This window comes from Deinococcus sp. LM3, assembly GCF_002017875.1.
Lineage (GTDB): Bacteria > Deinococcota > Deinococci > Deinococcales > Deinococcaceae > Deinococcus.
Genome location: NZ_MUFV01000001.1, coordinates 90873 through 110099, shown reverse-complemented (window position 1 = coordinate 110099; position 19227 = coordinate 90873). Strand labels below are relative to the sequence as shown.

General features: G+C 71.5%; 17 protein-coding genes. 11 read left to right on the top strand and 6 right to left on the bottom strand.

The window, feature by feature from the left end:
• The first annotated feature begins 2 nt into the window (after positions 1-2).
• The 3 genes from BXU09_RS00510 (at position 3) to BXU09_RS00500 (ending at position 3011) form a co-directional block, all read left to right on the top strand.
• On the top strand, positions 3-869 hold the full coding sequence (locus tag BXU09_RS00510; RefSeq protein ID WP_078299559.1) for a carbohydrate ABC transporter permease: 867 nt from the start codon (positions 3-5) through the stop codon (positions 867-869).
• An 81-nt stretch (positions 870-950) separates the two neighbouring features.
• Positions 951-2309 (top strand): GH1 family beta-glucosidase, encoded by a 1359-nt coding sequence (locus BXU09_RS00505; protein ID WP_078299555.1) that lies wholly within the window; start codon positions 951-953, stop codon positions 2307-2309.
• 126 nt (positions 2310-2435) lie between these two features.
• On the top strand, positions 2436-3011 hold the full coding sequence (locus BXU09_RS00500) for a hypothetical protein (RefSeq protein ID WP_078299551.1): 576 nt from the start codon (positions 2436-2438) through the stop codon (positions 3009-3011).
• 25 nt (positions 3012-3036) lie between these two features.
• Here the strand turns inward: BXU09_RS00500 and BXU09_RS00495 are convergent, their stop codons facing one another.
• Together BXU09_RS00495 and BXU09_RS00490 are read right to left on the bottom strand one after the other, a co-directional pair.
• Positions 3037-3687: a glycosyltransferase gene (locus tag BXU09_RS00495; RefSeq protein WP_078299548.1), complete on the bottom strand. Its 651-nt coding sequence runs from the start codon at positions 3685-3687 to the stop codon at positions 3037-3039.
• A 182-nt stretch (positions 3688-3869) separates the two neighbouring features.
• A complete protein-coding gene (locus tag BXU09_RS00490) occupies positions 3870-5711 on the bottom strand; it encodes a hypothetical protein (protein ID WP_205684128.1) in 1842 nt (613 codons plus the stop codon).
• Positions 5712-5886: 175 nt separating this feature from the next.
• Here BXU09_RS00490 and BXU09_RS00485 point away from each other — a divergent pair, with 175 nt between their 5' ends.
• The 3 genes from BXU09_RS00485 (at position 5887) to ftsY (ending at position 9352) form a co-directional block, all read left to right on the top strand.
• On the top strand, positions 5887-7965 hold the full coding sequence (locus tag BXU09_RS00485; RefSeq protein ID WP_230275387.1) for a protein kinase: 2079 nt from the start codon (positions 5887-5889) through the stop codon (positions 7963-7965).
• Positions 7962-8243 carry a glutaredoxin family protein gene (locus tag BXU09_RS00480; RefSeq protein WP_230285259.1) on the top strand — a complete coding sequence of 94 codons (282 nt, stop codon included), beginning with the start codon at positions 7962-7964 and terminating at the stop codon, positions 8241-8243. Before BXU09_RS00485 ends, BXU09_RS00480 begins: the two co-directional genes overlap by 4 nt.
• Positions 8244-8395: 152 nt before the next feature.
• Positions 8396-9352 carry a signal recognition particle-docking protein FtsY gene (ftsY, locus tag BXU09_RS00475; protein WP_078299542.1) on the top strand — a complete coding sequence of 319 codons (957 nt, stop codon included), beginning with the start codon at positions 8396-8398 and terminating at the stop codon, positions 9350-9352.
• A 62-nt stretch (positions 9353-9414) separates the two neighbouring features.
• On the opposite strand, the gene bshC is transcribed toward ftsY, so the two are convergent.
• A complete protein-coding gene (bshC, locus tag BXU09_RS00470; protein ID WP_078299539.1) occupies positions 9415-10980 on the bottom strand; it encodes a bacillithiol biosynthesis cysteine-adding enzyme BshC in 1566 nt (521 codons plus the stop codon).
• Positions 10981-11186: 206 nt separating this feature from the next.
• Positions 11187-11861 carry a Crp/Fnr family transcriptional regulator gene (locus BXU09_RS00465; RefSeq protein WP_078299535.1) on the bottom strand — a complete coding sequence of 225 codons (675 nt, stop codon included), beginning with the start codon at positions 11859-11861 and terminating at the stop codon, positions 11187-11189.
• A 117-nt stretch (positions 11862-11978) separates the two neighbouring features.
• Between BXU09_RS00465 and BXU09_RS00460 the strand changes: the two genes are divergently transcribed.
• Complete coding sequence (locus BXU09_RS00460; protein ID WP_078299533.1) at positions 11979-12737, top strand: WecB/TagA/CpsF family glycosyltransferase; 759 nt, start codon at positions 11979-11981, stop codon at positions 12735-12737.
• Between the two features lie 178 nt (positions 12738-12915).
• Here the strand turns inward: BXU09_RS00460 and BXU09_RS00455 are convergent, their stop codons facing one another.
• Entirely contained in the window at positions 12916-13434 is a 519-nt protein-coding gene (locus BXU09_RS00455) for a hypothetical protein (RefSeq protein ID WP_078299530.1), read from the bottom strand.
• Positions 13435-13566: 132 nt separating this feature from the next.
• Here BXU09_RS00455 and BXU09_RS00450 point away from each other — a divergent pair, with 132 nt between their 5' ends.
• The 4 genes from BXU09_RS00450 to BXU09_RS00435 all read left to right on the top strand — a co-directional run bounded on the left by BXU09_RS00450 (position 13567) and on the right by BXU09_RS00435 (position 18989).
• The gene (locus BXU09_RS00450) at positions 13567-14922 is read left to right on the top strand and encodes an acyl-CoA dehydrogenase family protein (RefSeq protein WP_078299523.1); all 1356 of its coding nucleotides are present in this window, start codon (positions 13567-13569) and stop codon (positions 14920-14922) included.
• Between the two features lie 32 nt (positions 14923-14954).
• The gene (locus BXU09_RS00445) at positions 14955-15770 is read left to right on the top strand and encodes an alpha/beta fold hydrolase (protein ID WP_144011913.1); all 816 of its coding nucleotides are present in this window, start codon (positions 14955-14957) and stop codon (positions 15768-15770) included.
• A complete protein-coding gene (locus BXU09_RS00440) occupies positions 15767-16303 on the top strand; it encodes a hypothetical protein (protein ID WP_078299516.1) in 537 nt (178 codons plus the stop codon). The genes BXU09_RS00445 and BXU09_RS00440 overlap by 4 nt, the downstream gene beginning before the upstream one ends.
• A gap of 82 nt (positions 16304-16385) precedes the next feature.
• Positions 16386-18989: an excinuclease ABC subunit UvrA gene (locus BXU09_RS00435; protein ID WP_144011912.1), complete on the top strand. Its 2604-nt coding sequence runs from the start codon at positions 16386-16388 to the stop codon at positions 18987-18989.
• An 84-nt stretch (positions 18990-19073) separates the two neighbouring features.
• Here the strand turns inward: BXU09_RS00435 and BXU09_RS21820 are convergent, their stop codons facing one another.
• On the bottom strand, positions 19074-19205 hold the full coding sequence (locus tag BXU09_RS21820) for a hypothetical protein (protein ID WP_255578773.1): 132 nt from the start codon (positions 19203-19205) through the stop codon (positions 19074-19076).
• Positions 19206-19227 lie beyond the last annotated feature (22 nt).

Below are 19227 nucleotides of genomic sequence, written 5' to 3'. Positions count from 1 at the left end.
CCATGACCACCGCCCCCACACCCGACCGCCCCGCCCGCCGCGCCCCCAGCCTGGACGGCAAACGCATCGGCGCGTACCTGCTGATCGCCCTGGGCGCCCTGCTGACCATCGCGCCGTTCTACTTCATGTTCGTGTTCGCCACGCACACCCGCAGCGACATCTTCCAGCTGCCGCCGCCCACTTGGTTCGGTAGTAACCTCGACGAGAACTACCGTAACCTCGTGGAACGCGTGCCGTTCTGGCGCAACCTCTGGAACAGCCTGTACCTCGCGGTGCTGACCACCGGCTTCACGCTGTTCTTCTGCACGCTGGCCGGGTACGCCTTCGCGATGTTCTCGTTCAAGGGCCGCGAGGTGCTGTTCGGACTGCTGCTGGCCACCATGCTGATCCCCGGCACACTGAACATCGTCCCGTACGCGCTGATCATGCAGGCGCTGGGCTGGATCGACCAGCCGCGCGCCCTGTGGGTGCCGGGCATGGCGAGCGCCTTCGGGATCTTCCTGATGCGGCAGTACATCGGCAGTTCCATCCCGCGCGAACTGGTCGAGGCGGCCCGCATCGACGGCGCCACCGAATTCGGCATCTTCCGCCGCGTGATCGTTCCCCTGACCGGCCCGGCCATGGCCACGCTGGGCCTCGTGACGTTCGTGCAGTCCTGGAACGGCTTCCTGGGGCCGCTGATCATCTTCCGTACCGCCGAGACCTACACCGCGCCCCTGGCGCTGCGCTCCATGCAGGGCATCGCGAACACCGACTGGGGCGCCCTGATGTGCGGTGTCGCCCTGACCGTCGTGCCGCTGCTGATCCTGTTCGCCCTGGCCTCCCGCCAGCTGATCGAGGGCCTGACCGCCGGCGCCACCAAGGGCTGAGCCGCTGTTCCCCGGCCCGTCACATCCCGCCACCACACTCCACCGTCGCCCCTCCGCCCCCGCCGCACAGGAGTACCTGACATGACGAACACCCTGACCGACACCGCTGCCCTGACGCCCGCCGCCCGCGCCGCCAACCTGACCCGCCGCGACTTCCCCGCCGGATTCGTGTTCGGCGTCGCCACCAGCTCCTACCAGATCGAGGGCGCCGCGCAGGAAGACGGCCGCAGCCCCAGCATCTGGGACGTGTTCTGCGCCCAGCCGGGCCGCATCAGCGACGGCAGCAGCGGCGCGGTCGCCTGCGACCACTACCACCGCTGGGAACAGGACCTGGACCTGATCGCCGCGCTGGGCGTCGACGCCTACCGCTTCAGCGTCGCGTGGCCCCGCGTCATCCCCGCCGGACGCGGCCCCGTGAACCCGGCCGGCCTGGACTTCTACGAACGCCTGACCGACGGCCTGCTCGCACGCGGCGTGCAACCCCACGTCACGCTGTACCACTGGGACCTGCCCGCCACGCTGCAGGACCAGGGCGGCTGGACCAACCGCGACACGGCCTACGCCTTCGCCGAGTACGCGGCGGCCGTCGCCGGGCGCCTGGGTAACCGCGTGGTCAGCTACGCCACCCTGAACGAACCGTGGTGCTCCTCGGTCCTGAGCTACGAGATCGGCGAGCACGCCCCCGGCACCCGCGACCGCGCCGCCGCCCTGAGCGCCGCGCACCACCTGATGCTGGGCCACGGCCTCGCCATGCCCGAAATCCGCCGCCACGCCCCGCAGTCCCAGGCGGGCATCGTCCTGAACCTCGGCCCGCAGGAAAGCGCCAGCGACCGCCCCGAGGACATCAGGGCCGCCCGGCACGCCGACGGCCGCCTCAACCGCTGGTTCCTGGACCCCCTGCTGCGCGGCGAGTACCCGGCCGACACCTGGGAGGACGTGGTGGCCGACGCGCCCCCCGTGCAGGACGGCGACCTGCGACTGATCGCCGCGCCGATGGACTTCCTGGGCGTCAACTACTACTCGCGCGGCGTGATCGGCGCGCAGGGCGGCGTGATGCCCGAAGGCGCCAGCGTGACCGACATGGGCTGGGAGATCCACCCGCAGGGCCTGACCGACCTGATGCTGCGCCTGAAAGCCGACTACCCGGCCCTGCCGCCCATCTACATCACCGAGAACGGCGCCGCCTTCGCCGACGAACGCAGCGGCGACCGCGTGCACGACCCGCGCCGCACCGAGTTCATCAGCACCCACCTCAGCGCCCTGCTGGACGCCACCCAGGCCGGCGTGGACGTGCGCGGCTACTTCGCGTGGTCCCTGATGGACAACTTCGAGTGGGCGCACGGCTACCAGAAACGCTTCGGACTGGTGTACGTCGATTACGCCACCCAGGAACGCCTGTTGAAAGACAGCGCCCTGTGGTACCAGGCCTTCCTGAAATAACCCAGCCCAGGGCAGTGACGGTTCCCGGACGCACCGTGCGTTCCCGGCGGAACCGTCACTGCTCCTGTGGACGCCCGCCGCGTTCCGTCAGGCGCGCGTGAGAGACCTGCACTAAGCTGGAACGCGATGCACGCTCCCGCCCGACCCTCCGCCCGCCTCGCCCGGTTGTTCCCGCTGGCCGCCCTGCTGTGGCAGGGTGCGCTGGGCGCGCCGCCCGTGGACACCAACTACTACCCTCACCGTCCCGGCACGCGCTGGACGTACTCCAGCGGCGAGACGCAGGTCGTCGGCGCCCCCATCACGCACCGGGGCGTGCGGGTGGTGCCGGTCAGCCACCAGTACGGCAGCACCACCTACACCCAGGACCTGATCGAACACCGCGCGGACGGCAGTGTGTGGCTGCGCGGCGTGAACGCCGGGGGCCGCCTGAGCTGGTACGCCTCGCCGCTGAACATCTACCCGCCCGGCCCGCTGTCGCCCGGCCGGAGCTGGACCGGCAGCGCCGGCACCCTCAGGACCCGCTCGACCGTGACCGGCGTGACCCCGCTGAAACTCGCGGGCGGCACGTTCAACACCCTGACCATCCGCACCGAGACCACGGCGGGCGGCAAGGTCAGCGTGCAGACCACGTACTTCGTGCCCACCGTGGGGATCGTGCGTTACCAGACGGCCGACGGCAGCGTCATCGACCTGCTGCGCTGAAGCGTGCCAGGCCGACCCCCGACGCTCAGGGTTTGCGACGGCGCACGCCGTACGTCAGCAGCGACGCGTACATGCGGGTGCGGGCCGTGGCGCCGCGCCAGAACCCGCGTTTCTTCTCCTTGACGACCTGCGCCACGTTCGACAGTTCCACGTACGCCCAGCGCGCCCCCGTGACCTTCAGGTGCCGGGTGATCGCCGGTTCCGGCCAGCGCTCCTGATCCAGCCCCGGCACACCCAGCAGCCACTCGCGGCGGCAGGCGCGCTGCCCGCTCAGGTGCGGCGTGAGTTTGTTGCCCCAGTCGGTCACGAACCCGCCGCCCTCGAACACCCCGATGCTCATGTCCAGCCGCCCTTCCTGCACCGGCGCCGCGAGGATCTGCAGGTGCGCGGCGCTCAGGCCGGTCAGGTCCGCGTCGAGCAGCACGACCAGTTCGGCGGTCGTGGCGTGCAGCGCGGCCAGCAGCGCCGCACCCTTGCCGCCGTTCTGCGCGAGTTCCACGACCCGCGCCCCGGCGTCCCGCGCGGCCTGCGCCGTTCCGTCACTGCTGCCGTCGGAAGCCACGACCACGTCCGGCGTGAACTCCAGCGCCACCCTGACCACGGCCCCCACCGTGTCCTGCTCGTTGAACGCCGGAATCAGAACGGCCAGGGAAGGAGAACGGGACACCGCAGACATGCTGCCCATGGTAAGCGAAGGCGGCCCCGCGCGGCACGTTCTGCACGTTTCGTATGAATTCCATCAGCACTCATGGACGGACCGGGGGCCGCTGCCGTCCGTGAGCGCCACGCCCGGAACCCACTGGGCCGATACCGGACCGGCACGGACGGCATGGTTCTGAGAAACGCCGTGAGCCTGGATCAGTGCAGCAGGGACGGTTTGGCGCGCACCTGCAGGTCCGGGCCGATCACGTCCAGCGCCTCGTCGTGCCCGGCGGCGGCGGCCAGCCAGGTGCCGTGCCGCACGAGGATCACGTTCAGGTCCGGCACGCGCACCACCAGCAGGTCCTGCAGGATCATGGGTGCGTGACCGGGAATCACGACGGCCAGCTCGGACTTGTAATCCATCCGCAGCGTCACGGACCGCGTGCCTGCCTGAAGGGTCAGGGGCGCGTCCCCGAGTTGCACGCTGAGGAACCCGCCGGTGTCGGGCAGTTCGAAGGTCTCGCCCGCCTGCGGTTCGGGCAGCGTCTCGGGGCTGCGCAGCGCCACGTGCAGCGCCTCGTGCAGGCGGCGGCCCAGCAGCGGATGCACGCCGAGTGCCTCGGCCGCCGCGTGGAAGGTCTGGGCGGCCTGCACGGGGTCCGTGCGGGCCAGGCGCACCATCAGGGACTCCACGCCCTTGCGGGCAAAGGCCATCAGGGCGTCCGGGGTGGCGTCGTGGTACTTGCGGGCCGACGCGCCCTGCAGGGACGGCAGGTCCAGCGCCGCGCCGCGCAGCAGTTGCGCGGCCGCGCGGGCCAGCCGCAGGAACACGAACTCGCCGCCCGGATCCAGCAGCAGCGACACGGCCCGCCCCAGCGACGCCCGTTTGCCGAGTTCCAGCGCCGCCTGACTTTCCAGGCGCAGCATCAGGTAGTCGCCGCTGACGAAGGCGCGCAGTTGCGTGTCGGGCAGCGTGATGCTCTGCGGGCCGTCCGGCGCGTCCCGCGAGGGCCGCAGCAGCGCCACCTGCCCGCCCACCTGCATCTGCCAGTTCTTGCCGATGGGCTGCCACAGCAGGTCCAGGCCGCGCCAGCGGGCCGCCTGACCGCCGCGCAGGTGCACGACCAGCACGTCCGCGCCCTCGTCCGGGCCGCGCATGGCGGTCGCGGGGTGCCGGGCGTACAGGACGCTGCCGTGCGGTACGACGCCCAGCGTCGGGAGGGGCGCGGCGGCCATCAGCGGTTCCAGGAACTCGGTGACGCTGCGCGCCGCCGCGCGGATCGCGGGCCGCTCGCGCGGGTCGCGCGGCATGGGGTACTCGGCCTTCAGGGCGCGGATCAGGGACTCGCGCGCCCCGGCGGCCAGCGGTTCGCGCTCGGCCGCTTCCAGGCGGGCGGCCAGCACGTCCTCGTCCGGGTGGCGCGGGAACGGCTCGGCCGCCACCTGCGACAGCGCCGTCCGGACCCGCTGCCGGCCCGTGTCGGTCAGCAGCAGGTTCGACAGCGCGCCGGCGAGGTTCTGCACCACTTCCGGGTCGTGCAGGTCCATCAGCGGGTCGTGCGCGGCCGGGACCGGCACGGCGGGGCCACTGCTGGTCCCGGCCCGCTCGGCGTTCTCCGTGACCGCGAACAGCACCCGCAGGCGCGCCAGGGTCGCCTCCCGCTGCCAGCGCAGCGCCTGCTCGCGCACCTGCCGGGCCGCCTGATGGTGCCACGCGAGCAGTTGCAGTTCCTCCCAGGCGCGCGACTCGTCCGTCTCGGTACTGGCCGGCGCTTCCCAGGTGCTCGGGCCGCCGAAGCCCGCCCGGACCGGTTCGGGAGCGCGGTCGGCTTTCTGCACGGCGCGGTACTGCCGGTCGGCCTCGATCAGCCGGCGCAGCAGCGTGGGTTCCAGGGGCGCCTGCAGCAGTTCCTCACGCAGCAGGCCCAGCGAACGGCGACCGCCGCGCGGCACACGGCCGGCCAGCGCGTCGGCGACCTTGTACTCGAACAGTTCGGTCAGTTCGGTCCAGTAGGTGGTCGTCACGCGCGCCCGCCATTCACCGCGGGGGTGAGGCACGGGATCAGGACAGTGGGCATCCCATCCAGTATGCCGCATGAACCGCGGGGCGCGTCACGTCACTGCGCCGCGCTCTGGAAAGCCGCAACCTGTAAGCTCAGGGCAAGACTGGCCCTGTATAACTGTGGGTAATGTTCCCGCTGCTTCCCTTCCCGCGCCCGGCCGGTACTTCACCGTGATCGCGCTGTTGCTCGTACCCCTGTTCGTCGTGGGCGTCCTGCTGACCGTCCGCGCGCCGGAACGCGCACTGAGCGTGGTGGCCGCGGCGGCGGCCGTCCTGCTGCTGCTGCTGGTCGGGGGTCTCGCCCTGACCGCCCAGGGTGGCCCGCCCGCACTGGAGAACCTGAACCGCGCGCAGGGCGTGCTGGCCGTCACGGCCTTCGTGCTGGTCACGGCTGCCTTCCGCCTGGGCCGCGTCGTGATGCCCAGCCTGGACCGGCCGGGCCGCGCGCCTGCCCAGAAGCCCGTGCGGGTGCAGCGCACGTCGACGCCCGTGCCCCCGTCCCGGCGCCCCACGACCACCCAGACCGTCTCGGACCTGCGGTTTCAGGAGTACGAGGTGCTCGACCGGGTCGGGATCGGCGGGATGGGCAGCGTGTACCGCGCCCGCCGCCGCCAGGACGGCCGCGTGGTCGCCCTGAAGGTCCCGCAGGACAAGTACCTCGCGGACGCCAAGTTCGTCAAACGCTTCTACCGCGAGGCGGAGGTCCTCAAGCGCTTCAACCACCCGAACATCGTGCGGGTGTACGACTACCGCATGCAGGACCCCGAACACTACATCGCCATGGAATTCCTGGACGGCGACAGCCTCGAGGCGCTGCTGGAAAACCGCACGCTGACCTTCCACGAGGGCACGCAGCTGATCCGCGCGCTGGCCGACGCCCTGCGGCACATCCACATGCAGAACGTCGTGCACCGCGACATCAAGCCCGCCAACGTCATGGTCCTCAAGAACGCCTTCACGGACGGCGTGCTGCGCGACGGCGGCGTGAAACTCATGGACTTCGGCATCGCGGTCGGGAAGGTCCTGACCCGCCTGACCATGACCGGCGCGCGCGTCGGCACGCCCATCTACATGGCCCCGGAACAGGCCAAGGGCAACCGCGTGGACGCCCGCAGCGACGTGTACTCGCTGGGGCTGCTCGCCTACGAGATGGTCACGGGCCACACCGCCTTCAAGGGCAGTTACGAGGCCGTGGTGCACCAGCAGGTGTTCGAGACGCCCAAACCGCCCAAGCAGGTGCGGCTGGAAGTGCCGGGCAAACTGAACGACCTGATCCTGAACATGATCGAGAAGGACCCCGCCCAGCGACCCACCCTGGACGACGTGATCGCCCGCATCGACGCCGGCGTCCTGACCGACGAGGTCTTCAACGACCCCATCGCGCTCGCCATGAGCGTGCAGGAGAAACGCGGCACGCTGCGCCTGCTGGACCTGAAAGGAAAACTGCGCGCCAGCCTGCGCGACCAGACCGGCGGCGCCCAGGGCCTGCCCGGCGCGCCCAACGCCATGACCGGCGACCCGGAAGGCAACCTGTACGTCACGCTGCTCGACTACCGCCAGGGCAAGGCCGGCGCGCTCGTGCGCAAACTCGGACCTGACGGCGCGGAACTCCTGAGCTTCGGCCCCTACGGCCTGAACGAGGGCGAACTGCTGCAACCCGTCGGGATCGCCGCCGCGCAGGGCCAGGTCTTCGTGCTGGACGCCGAGGCGCATCAGGTCGTGGTGTTCGACGCGCTCGGGCGGTTCATCCGCCGCTTCGGCGGGCGCGGCCAGGGCCTGGGCCGCTTCGAGAAACCCAGCGGCATCGTCGCCGCGCCCGACGGGCACGTCTACGTCCTGGACACCGGGAACCACGAGGTGCAGCGCTTCAGCGCGCAGGGCGAGTACCTCAGCCGCTACGCGTTCCGCCTGGACCGCAACAGCGACAGCCTGCGCCCCCTGGAGGGCCTGGGAGTCGATCAGTTCGGCGCGGTGTACATCGTGGACAGCGTGGCCCGCAAGGTCCGTAAGATCGAGGCGGACGGCACGCCGGGTCTGACCTTCGCCATGGAAACCCTGGTCGGCGAACCCACCGAGGCCCCCTGGCTGATCCAGGTCGGCCCGGACGGCCAGATCTTCGCGGTGCGCCAGGGCGGACAGGTGCTGCGGACCTTCTCCAGCGTCGGCGACCTGCTCTCCTCGAACGACATGTACGCCCCGGTGCAGGCCATGAGCATCCTGAGTCGCCCGGCCGTCCTGGAACCCGCGTGAGCGCACCCGACCCCACCCCGCCTCCCGGCCTGCCGACCCTGACGCTGTACACCCGCCCCGGCTGCCACCTGTGCGAGCAGGCCGCCGGGAACCTCGCCCGCCTGGACTTCCGGGTGCAGAGCGTGAACGTGGACCTCGACCCGGAATTACGCGCCCGGCACGGCGACCACGTGCCCGTCCTGGCTCTCGGGGACCGCGTGCTGGGGCGCGGCGTGTTCAGCCCCGCACGCCTGAGCACCCTGAAACTCGCCCTGATCCGCGAGTACCACCCCGGCTGAGTGCCCCCGCCCCGCCCGCACACCCCTCCCGCCCGGAGGGGGTTTTTCGTTCACGGGGCCGGATGGCGGTGATCCGAACGGTTCAGCGCGGGTCCGGGACGCTATGGTAAACGCATGAACGTCACCCCCACCCACCCCGCCGGAGCGCGCGCGTGAGCTGGCTCGAACGCCTGCGCGACGGGCTCAGCAAGACCCGCCAGCAGATCAACACCACCGCCGGCTTCCTCGGACAGGACGTCCGGGACGTCGTCACCAACCGCCTCGACACCATCGAGGACCTCGAATACGCCCTGATCGCCGCCGACGTGGGCCGCGCCGCCACCGAGGAGATCCTCGAGGACATCCGCCGCGCCGAGGGCAAGAACCTCCAGCAGGCCCTGATGGACGCCCTGACCCTGCAACTCGAACCCGACGCCCGCCGCGCCGAATTCCGCAAGCTCGGCTTCGCGCCCGACGCCCGCCGCACCGGCGTCGACCCCAAGGGGCACGTCGTGATGGTCATCGGCGTGAACGGCGTCGGCAAGACCACCACCATCGCCAAACTCGGCCAGTACTACATGAACCGCGGCAAGAGCGTCATGTTCGCCGCCGGGGACACCTTCCGCGCCGCTGCCGGCGCGCAACTCGGCGAGTGGGGCGAACGCCTCGGCATTCCCGTCGTGCAGGGCACCGACGGAGGCGACCCCGCCGCCGTCGCCTTCGACGGAGCCAGCGCCCGCGCCGCGCGCGGCACCGACCTGCTGTTCATCGACACCGCCGGCCGCCTCCACAACAAGCACAACCTGATGGAAGAGCTCAAGAAGGTCCGCCGCGTCGTCGAGAAGGCCGACCCGGCCGAACCCTCCGAGACGTGGCTGGTCCTGGACGCCGTCACCGGCCAGAACGGCCTGCAGCAGGCCAAGAAATTCCACGAGGCCACCCCCCTGACCGGCGTGATCGTCACCAAACTCGACGGCACCGCCAAGGGCGGCATCCTGGTCGCCATCGTCCGGGAACTCGGCGTGCCCATCAAGTTCATCGGCGTGGGCGAACAGGCCGACGACCTGCAACCCTTCGACAGTCAGGAATTCGTGCGCGCCCTGTTCGACGTGAACATCCCGCGCGAGTAGCGAACTGGAACGGCAGGCGGGCGGCCCGGTTGGATGGGGCCGCCCGCGCTGCGTCTGGAACTTCAGGGAATGTCGAGTTCGCCCTGCCAGCCGGCCGGGAGGTCCAGCAGCTGACGCAGGGGCGTGTCGCCGTGCTTGAGCAGGAAGGTCAGGAAGTTCATCTCGCGTTCCTGGGGCACGCCGTTCGGAAGCAGGTGGGCTTTCAGGCGGGTCAGCTGGCCGCTGCGGTCGTTCTCGGCGCGGGCCAGGGCGCGCGTGGCGAGGTGTTGCAGGTGCGCCACGCGCGCGGTGGTGCGGGCGCGGGTGCGCTGCGCCGCGCCGTGCAGGGTGGGGTCCAGCGCGGCGAGTTCGTCGGTCAGGGCGAGCAGCTCGGCGTCCAGCGCGGCCAGTCGCTCGGCGCTGGCGGCGGCCGCGCCCCGCTCGGCGGCCAGCGCGCGGCCCAGCACGCCTTCCGGCTCGGCCTGCACCTGCGCGGCCGTGGCGTTCAGGCGGCCCAGCAGGCGGCGCACGTTCGGTTCGATCCACGTGACGCTGAGGCGCGGCCACAGCAGCGGCTGCCCCAGCCCGTGCAGCGGGTACACGTCCCGCAGCTGCGCGCCGTACGCGATCTCGCCCGGCCCGACCACGAAGGCCAGCGTGGGCAGCAGAGCGTCCTGCACGGCGGGGCGCAGGCCGGCAGCGGGCGTGAGGCGGCTGGGATCGCCGGCCAGCACGGCCAGCAGGTCCGCGCGCGAGTACGCAGCGTGATCGGTGCGGAAGGTGCGGCCGTCGAAGCGCAGCAGGCGACGCTGCCCGTCGTCTTCCTCGATGAACAGGTTGGTCGCCCCGGCCGGGCGGCGCAGCTGCGGCACGAATCCGTCGGTTTCCAGGCGAGCGGCGGCCGCCTCGATGGCCTCGCTGGACGCCAGGGGGCGTTCCAGTTCGCGGGCCAGGGTGGGGGCCATCAGGGCCGCCAGGGCCGGGTGCAGCGGGTCCAGGATCAGCAGGCCCGCCGGGGCCAGCAGACCGTGAATCAGGCGGGCGAACACGTCGGCGTAACTGCCCGCGCCCGCTGGCCCGCCCACGGCGCGCTCGAAGCGGGCGCGGACGGCCGCCACGTGCGCGGCGGGTGCGTCGAAGGCGTCCAGCAGCGCGTGAACCTGCGCCGTCCACTCCGCGCGCCACGGCACGCGCCCGACCGGCACGCCCTGCGGCACGTCCAGCGTCAGGCGGTGCAGGCGCTCGGCAAGGTCCAGCAGGGTGGTGCCCGCCACCTCGGCTGCGTCATGATCCTGACTGGCGATCCAGTACACGGCGACCACCGGGGCGTCCTCACGGTCCTCCTGGCGGGCCAGCAGCGCCGCGTCGGCGGCCTTGTGCACCGAGTACGCCGGGCCGGTCAGGGCGCCCGCCTGCTGCCCGGTCACGACCACGCGGGACGCCGGGTGCGCCAGTCGCTCCAGGGCCGCCTGTGCGTGGGTGTCCAGCGTGCCCAGGTCGCGGTGGTACGCGCGCAGGGCCTCTGCCAGCGCGGCGCGGTCCACGTCGCCACGGGTCTCGGCGCGTGCCTGCGCCAGCGCCCCTGCGGGCAGGCGGAAGTACTCCTGCATGCCCCCCTTCCTGAATTCCGCTCCTGCGTTCCGCGCCATTGTTCTTCCTTCCGCCCGGCGCCCCGTGTTCGCAGCGGCGCGGGCCGTCCCCGGCGTCTGCCGGGGCGCGTGCGGTGCCCGTTCTCTCCGGCTACCCGGTATGAGCGGCAACGGGACTCACACTACACTGACTGTCACAGCACACTGTGAAGTAAAGCCGACGGACGGTGCGGGACACGGCGCGGGGGCGCGGACCCGCCCCAGCCTCAGCGCAGCGGTTCGCGCGTCGCGCGTTGCAGGCCGTCACGGTCGGTCAGGATGATCCGGCGGTACCCGAGGTCCAGCAGGCCGCGCGTGCGGAAATCCCCCAGCAGTTTCGTGATCGTCTCGCGCGTGCTGCCCACCACGTGCGCCAGATCCTGATGCGACACCCGGTCGCGCAGCGCGTGCGACCCGCCCTCCGGCCATGGCCCCTCGCGCTCGGCGAGGTTCAGCAGCGCCAGCGCCAGCCGCTGCGACACCTCCAGGAACACCAGACCCGAGAGGCGCTCCTGCACGCCGCGCGTCTGCCGGGTGATCTGCTCGGTCAGGGCCACACCCACCGCCGGGTGCGCCTGCGTGACGCGGTGCAGGGTGTCCTGACCCAGCATCAGCGCCTCGGTGTCGTCCATCGCCTCGGCGTACATGCCGCAGCGTTCGCCGGGAATCAGGGACATCACGCCCAGCAGCGAACCGGGGCCGTGCACGTCCAGCGTGACCTCCCGCGCGCCGGACCCCAGGCGGTACAGCCGCACGGACCCCCGCGTGATGACGTACAGCGTCTCGGCGGCGTCCTCCGGGTGGTACAGCAGTTCGGCGCGGGTCCAGCGTCCCAGCCGTCCCGCCGCGACCACCTGCGCCTGAGCGTCCGCAGGTAAAGCACCGAAAGCACCGGGCAACATGCGTAGCAGTATGCCGTACCGGCGCGCCCCGCGCGCAACTCCACCCGCCGGGGCGAGCGGGCACCCCCCCAGGCCCAACTGCCCCCCAGGCCCAACTGCTCTACAATCCGCGACAGCATGACCAACCCGGACCACACCCAGCGACTGACCCTGTTCGACCTGCCGCTGGACAACATCACGCTCGACGGCACGCTGGACCGTCTGGGCGACTGGATCTATCACGCCCCCCGCGCGCCGCACACCGTCGTGACCCTGAACCCCGAGTTCATCGTGCAGTCACGCACCCAGCCGGACTTCGTGACCGCCATGCAGGTCGCGGACCTCGTGACCGCCGACGGCGTGGGCATCGTGTGGGCCGCGCGGCAACTGTGCGCGCAGGAGGTGCCGCGCGCGCCGGGCTTCGACATCGTGCAGGGCCTCATGCGACGCCACGGCGCGGACCTGCGCGTGTTCTTCCTGGGCGCCAAGCCCGGCGTGGCCGAGGTCGCCGCGCAGAACGCCGCGCGTGACTACGGCATTCAGGTGGCGGGCATTCACCACGGGTACTTCGACCTGCCCGAGGATCAGCGCGTGGCGGAACTCGTGCGCGACAGCGGTGCGGACCTCCTGCTGACTGCCATGGGTGCTGGACGGCAGGAGACCTTCAACCAGTACTGGCGGCAGGTCATGAACACCCCGGTCATGATCGGCTGCGGCGGCGTGATCGACGTGCTGGCCGGCACCGCCGACCTCGCGCCCGCCTGGACGCGCCGCCTGGGCGTCGAGTGGATCTGGCGGGTCGCGGGGGACCGCAAACGCTGGAACCGCGCGCCCCGCCTCGCGAAGTTCGTGCGGATGGTCCGCGCCGAGAAACGCCGCGCCGCCCGCGCCGGCTGATACGGACTCCGATTGAATGGCCTACAAAGCCCGCTGGGTCCGAGCGGATGCGACTCGTAGAGCTGCCCCGCAGAGTAGGAGAGAAACGCCCCTCCGGGCGTGGAGCTGGCAGGGGCGGTGAAGTTCCGGATGGTCAGCGAAACAGACGGAATCCGTATGACCCGCACCCGGAGTCCGGTCAGGCGAGGCCGCAGGCGCGCTGCACCAGCAGGTGCAGTTCGTCGCGGCCCAGGCGGCGGGCGTCCAGCGTCAGGCCGTCCGGCAGGGCGCTCAGGCCCGGCACCAGCGGCACGAACCGCAGTTCCGGCCGGGCGATCAGGTCGCGGCGGGTGGTGAAGGCCAGCACGAAATCCACCCGCAGTTCGAAGTGCGCGTTCAGTTCCGCGCGCAGCGGGGCCGGGTCGCCGCCCAGCAGGGCCAGCAGCGCCGGGTGCGGCGCGAAACCGTCCTCCAGGTCGCGGGCGGCCCGCGCCTCATCCAGGAAGATGCCGGCGTTCGCCAGGGTGTACCCGCTCACGCGGCGGCGGCAGACTTCCGGCGCGTCGCCGCGCACCAGCGTCACCTGCCGCCCGGCCCGCGCCGCGCCGCCCAGCATGGACCACAGGCGGCCCAGGCTGGAGTAGCGGGCCAGTTCCGCGTACCCGGCCGGACGGCTCGGCAGGGGGTGGGTGGGGCGCGGCGTGGACGGGGCGCTCATGGCCGGATGCTAGCGCCTGCCGTGAGCGGCGCGCCGGGCGTCCCGACCGTGAAGACCGCATGAACGGAGCGGCTCGTGAAGCGCGACAGCGCACGCAATCTGAGAATTGTTGAACGCGGTACAACACAGGGCATGAACACTCCCAACGTGGACGCCCAGGCGCTGCTGGCCGGGCTGGACCTCGAAGCGCTCGCCCGCCTGAACCAACGACTCGACCTGGGTGCCCTCGTGAAGGCCGCCGCCGGCATGAGCGACACGCAGCTCAAGGGCCTGACCCGCCTGATGAGCGCCGCGCCCGAGAAGGCCCCCCACCTGCCCACCCCGAACGCCGACTTCTTCGGGCAGATGGACACCCTGACCCAGCAGCAACGTGACTTTGCTGGCGAGGTGCGTGGCTTCATGCACACGCACGTCTCGCCCATCATGAACGAGTACTGGAACCGCGACGAGTTCCCCCGCCACCTGATCCCGGAACTGAAAAAACACGACTTCATGCGCCGCATCTGGAACGAGGACGGCAGCCGCACCCCCGACGCCACCATCATGGAAGGCCTGTTCACCATGGAAGCCTGCAAGGTGGACGTGAGTACCGCCGTGTTCTTCGGCGTGCACGCCGGACTGGCCTTCGCGTCCATCGCGCTGGGCGGCAACGACGCGCAGAAGGCCGAGTGGCTGCCCAAGATGCTGGACATGGAGGCGATCGGCGCGTTCGGCCTGACCGAACCCGAGGGCGGCTCGCAGGTCAGCCAGGGCATGCGCACCACCTGCAAACGTGACGGCGACAGCTGGACCCTGCGCGGCCAGAAGAAGTGGATCGGGAACAGCCCCTTCAGCGACTTCACAGTCGTCTGGGCCCGCGACGTGGACACGCAGGAGGTGCGCGGCTTCATCGTCCGCGCCGGAACGCCCGGCTACGAGGTCGAGAAGATCCAGGGCAAGACCGCCCTGCGGATCGTCGAGAACGGCCTGATCACCCTGACCGACTGCCGCGTGCCCGACACCGACCGCCTCCAGAACGTGCAGGGCTGGCGCACCACCGCCGAGGTCCTGAAACTCACCCGCGCCGGCGTGGCGTGGCAGGGCGTCGGGTGCGCCATGGGCGCCTACGAACTGGCCGCCGCTTACGCCCAGAGCCGCGAGCAGTTCGGCAAGCGTATCGGGGAATTCCAGCTCATCCAGAATCACCTCGTGCACATGCTGGGCAACGTCACCAGTCTGTTCGCGCTGTGCCTGCGCCTGAGCCACATGGCCGACGCGGGCGACATGCGCGACGAGCACGCCGCGCTCGCCAAGGTCGTCACCGCCGCCCGCTGCCGCGAGACGGTCGCCCTGGCCCGCGAAACCTTCGGCGGGAACGGCATCCTGCTCGAGTACGGCGTCGCCAAGCACTTCGCGGACACCGAGGCCATCTACTCCTACGAGGGCACCAACGAGATCAACACCCTGGTCGTCGGGCGGGCCATCACCGGCCTCAGCGCCTTCGTGTAAGGGCGGGGGAGGGCCGGGCCTATGCTGGGGGCGTGAGCACCGAACCTGCCCCGACCACCCCGGCCCCTGCCCGCCCCCGGCGTCGCCCGCGCCTCTCGCCCCGCGTGCGGGCGTGGGTGATCGCGGGCGTCTCGCTGCTGGGCGGGTACCTGATCTCGACGGCGCGGCAGGCGGTCGTGCGGCCCCCGCTGGTCGTCGGGCAGGACGGCGTGCCCCCGTCCGGCACCGACACGGCGCGCGTGACGCTGGAAAACGTGGGCGGCCCCGTCATTGACATCCGGCCCGCGCAGGGCGAGGCCGACACCCTGCTTGTGTTCTACCCTGGCGGGCTGGTGCGCCCCCAGGCCTACGAGTGGCTGGGCCGCGCGCTGGCCGCACAGGGCGTGCAGACGGTCATTCCCGCCTTCCCGCTGGATCTGGCCGTGACCAGTATTAACCGCGCGGACGGTCTGATCGCTCAGTACGGCCAGGGCAAGCGCGTGGTGATCGCCGGTCATTCGCTGGGCGGCGCGATGGCCGCGCAGTACGCCGCGAACAACGCCGACGCCCTGGCGGGACTGATCCTGATGGCCGCGTACCCCGCCGGGAACGTCAGCCTGAAAGACCGGACGTTGCCCGTGCTGTCGCTGCTGGCCGAACAGGACGGGGTGGCCGCCCCCGACGATGTGCGCGGCGGCCTGGAACGCCTGCCCGGCGGCACGACCCTGACCGTCATCCCCGGCGCGGTCCACTCGTTCTTCGGGCGGTACGGCCCGCAGAAGGGCGATGGCCTGCCCACCGTCACGCACGCGCAGGCGGAAGGCGAGATCCTGAACGCCGTGCAGGACTTCCTGGCCGGACTGCAATGACCCGGTACGCTGGAGTGCCGCTGGCCCTGACACTCCCACTGCTGGCCGGGTGCGACCCGCAGGGCCTGGACCTGTACTCGCCGAAGGACGCGCGGGACTACGTGCGGTCCTGCGCCCGCGCCGCCAGCGACATCATGTGCCGCGCCATGCAGCCCACCCTGGCCGCCGTGAGTGGCCCCGTGAGCGTGCTGCTGCCCAACATGGGAGATGACGACCGCCAGGACGCCCTCGCGCAGTTCCTGGCCGGGCGGGGCACCACCCTGGCCACCTTCCGGAGCGACGCGGCCCTCCAGGCGGCGTTCGCCCGCGCGAACATCTTCCCGGTCTCGTGGCTGCGTACCGGCACCCTCCGTACGCTGGACGGCACGCCGCACGAGGTGACCTGCACGCTGTCGGGGAGTGACCCGACACCGGACTGCCAGATCGACACGCTCCGCGGCAGGAATTCCCTGTACGAACTCAAGCCCCAGGCCGACGGCCTGTACGCGACGTTCCCGGCGACACCGGGGCAGCTCAGCTTCTTCCCGTTCTGACGGCCCTCACGACGCCCGAGCATGGGCAACGGCTGAAGGCTCCGCGCACCCGCCCGGCGACCGGCGGGGGAATCATGCCGGGATGAACGACCTTCCATCCTCCTCCCGCGACGGCTCTCCGCAGGACGACCGGTCCCGCGACGACCGGCCCCGCGACGGGTTCGTGCAGGTGCGCGGCGCGCGGGAACACAACCTGAAGAACGTGGACGTGGACCTGCCCCGAGACGCGCTGGTGGTGTTCACGGGCGTGTCGGGCTCCGGGAAGTCCTCGCTGGCGTTCGGGACGCTGTACGCCGAGGCGCAGCGCCGCTACCTGGATTCCGTGTCGCCGTACGCGCGGCGGCTGTTCAATCAGCTGGGCACGCCGGACGTGGACCGCATCGACGGCCTGCCGCCCGCCGTGGCCCTGCAACAGGGGCGGGGCGTCACGTCGGCCCGTAGCAGTGTGGGCAGCCTGACCACCCTGAACAACGTGCTACGCCTGCTGTACTCCCGCGCCGGGGATTACCCGGCGGGGCAGGGCATCATCTACGCGGAGGGGTTCTCGCCGAACACGCCCGAGGGTGCCTGCCCGGAATGTCATGGGCTGGGCCGCGTGTTCGCCGTGACCGAGGAGAGCATGGTTCCGGACCCGTCCCTGACCATCCGTGAGCGGGCCGTGGCGGCGTGGCCGACCGCGTGGGCCGGGCAGAACCAGCGCGACATTCTGGTCACGCTGGGCTACGACGTGGACACCCCCTGGCAGGACCTGCCGCGCGAGGCCCGCGACTGGATTCTGTTCACGGACGAGCAACCGCAGGTGCCGGTGTACCCAGGCTTCACACCCGAGGAGACGCGCCGGGCCGTGAAACGCCGCGCCGAACCGTCGTACCTGGGCACGTTCACGTCCGCGCGGCGGCACGTGCTGCACACCTTCGCGAACAGCGGCAGCGAGAGCATGAAGCGCCGGGCGGCGTCGTTCATGGTGATCCGCGAGTGCCCGGTCTGCCACGGCAAGCGGCTGACCCGCGCGGCCCTGGGCGTGACGTTCGCCGGGCTGGACATCATGGATTTCTCGCGCCTGCCGCTGCGCCGCGCCGCCGAACTGCTCGCCCCCGCCGCCGCCGGGCAGACCGACCGCCCGGACGCCACGCCCCGCCCGCCCGAGGAGGCGCTGGCCCTGACCCGGCTGGCCGCCGACCTGTGCGCCCGCGTGGACGTGCTGGAACGCCTGGGCCTGGGCTACCTGACCCTGGAGCGCGGCACGCCCACCCTGTCGCCCGGCGAACTGCAACGCCTGCGGCTGGCCACGCAGCTGTACTCGAACCTGTTCGGGGTGGTGTACGTGCTGGACGAACCCTCCGCCGGGCTGCACCCCGCCGATACCGAGGCGCTGCTGAGCGCCCTGGACCGCCTGAAAGCCGGTGGGAACTCGCTGTTCGTGGTCGAGCACGAGCCGGGCGTGATCCGCCACGCCGACTGGATCGTGGATGTCGGCCCGCACGCGGGGCAGCACGGCGGGCAGGTGCTGTACAGCGGTCCCCCGGCGGGCCTGCGGGACGTGCCGGACTCGCTGACCGCCCGGCACCTCTTCGGGCCGCCCGCACCTTTGCCGGGTGTGCGCCGCGACCCGACCGGCTGGCTGGACCTGAGCGGCGTGACCCGCAACAACCTGCGCGGCGTGGACGTGCGCCTGCCGCTGGGCGTCCTGACGGCCGTGACGGGCGTCAGCGGTTCCGGGAAGTCCAGCCTGATCACTCAGGCCCTCGCGGACCTGCTGGGCGCCCATCTGGGCCGCGAGATCGCCCCGGTCGAGGCGGGCGCCGACCCGGCCGACCTGCTGATCGCCGACGACGCGCCTGCCCCCACGCAGGGCAGCCTGGGCGGCGACGTGGGGCGCGTGCGGAGGCTGGTGCAGGTCACGCAGGCACCCATCGGGCGCACGCCGCGCAGCAACCTCGCCACGTACACCGGCCTGTTCGACCACGTGCGCCGCCTGTTCGCCGCCACACCCCTGGCCCGGCAGCGCCGTTACAGCGCGGGGCGGTTCTCGTTCAACGTGAAGGGCGGCCGCTGCGAACACTGCCAGGGCGAGGGCTTCGTGACCGTCGAACTGCTGTTCCTGCCGTCCGTGTACGCGCCCTGCCCCGTCTGCCACGGCACCCGCTTCAACGCCGCCACCCTGGAGGTCACCTGGAACGGGCTGAACATCGCGCAGGTGCTGGACCTGACCGTGGACGCCGCCGCGCCGGTGTTCGCGGACGAGGCGCCCGTCCACCGCGCCCTGAGCACCCTGCAGGAGGTCGGCCTGGGCTACCTGCGCCTCGGGCAGCCTGCCACGGAACTCTCGGGCGGCGAGGCGCAGCGCGTGAAACTGGCCACCGAACTCCAGAAGGCCGTGCGCGGCCACACCGTGTACCTGCTGGACGAACCCACCACCGGCCTGCACCCCAGCGACGTGGAACGCCTGCACGCCCAGCTGCGCCGCCTCGTGGACGCCGGGCATACCGTCATGGTCGTCGAGCACGACCTGGGCGTGATCGCCGCGAGCGACTGGGTCGTGGACCTCGGCCCCGGCGCGGGCGAGGACGGCGGTCAGGTCGTGGCGCAGGGCACACCCGAACAGGTCGCCAGGGCAAGCGGCAGCCGCACCGCGCCTTACCTGCGCCGCGAACTGGACGGACACGCCCAGCCCGCCCCGACCTGAACCGGCCTAAACAGCGAACCTCCCCCGAAAGTGGGGGAGGCCTTCATCTGCCATCCGCTATCAGGCATCTGCCGTCAGGCCGGATTACTGGAACAGTTGCGCGACCTTGATCAGTGTCTGCCACACGCCCCAGACGAGGGGAATGCCGGGCACCAGCCACGTCAGGTAGATCACGGGGGAGAGCGGTTCGGTGGATTCGGGGGTGGAACGGGTCATGCGGACCTCCTGGCTGGGATGG

Coding starts and splice junctions, on each gene's coding strand:
- BXU09_RS00440 (WP_078299516.1), top strand. CDS start 15,767: ATGACCCGGTACGCTGGAGTGCCGCTGGCCCTGACACTCCCACTGCTG.
- BXU09_RS00450 (WP_078299523.1), top strand. CDS start 13,567: ATGAACACTCCCAACGTGGACGCCCAGGCGCTGCTGGCCGGGCTGGAC.
- BXU09_RS00510 (WP_078299559.1), top strand. CDS start 3: ATGACCACCGCCCCCACACCCGACCGCCCCGCCCGCCGCGCCCCCAGC.
- BXU09_RS00465 (WP_078299535.1), bottom strand. CDS start 11,861: ATGTTGCCCGGTGCTTTCGGTGCTTTACCTGCGGACGCTCAGGCGCAG.
- bshC (WP_078299539.1), bottom strand. CDS start 10,980: ATGGCGCGGAACGCAGGAGCGGAATTCAGGAAGGGGGGCATGCAGGAG.
- BXU09_RS00500 (WP_078299551.1), top strand. CDS start 2,436: ATGCACGCTCCCGCCCGACCCTCCGCCCGCCTCGCCCGGTTGTTCCCG.
- BXU09_RS00495 (WP_078299548.1), bottom strand. CDS start 3,687: ATGTCTGCGGTGTCCCGTTCTCCTTCCCTGGCCGTTCTGATTCCGGCG.
- BXU09_RS00460 (WP_078299533.1), top strand. CDS start 11,979: ATGACCAACCCGGACCACACCCAGCGACTGACCCTGTTCGACCTGCCG.
- BXU09_RS00435 (WP_144011912.1), top strand. CDS start 16,386: ATGAACGACCTTCCATCCTCCTCCCGCGACGGCTCTCCGCAGGACGAC.
- BXU09_RS00455 (WP_078299530.1), bottom strand. CDS start 13,434: ATGAGCGCCCCGTCCACGCCGCGCCCCACCCACCCCCTGCCGAGCCGT.
- BXU09_RS00505 (WP_078299555.1), top strand. CDS start 951: ATGACGAACACCCTGACCGACACCGCTGCCCTGACGCCCGCCGCCCGC.
- BXU09_RS21820 (WP_255578773.1), bottom strand. CDS start 19,205: ATGACCCGTTCCACCCCCGAATCCACCGAACCGCTCTCCCCCGTGATC.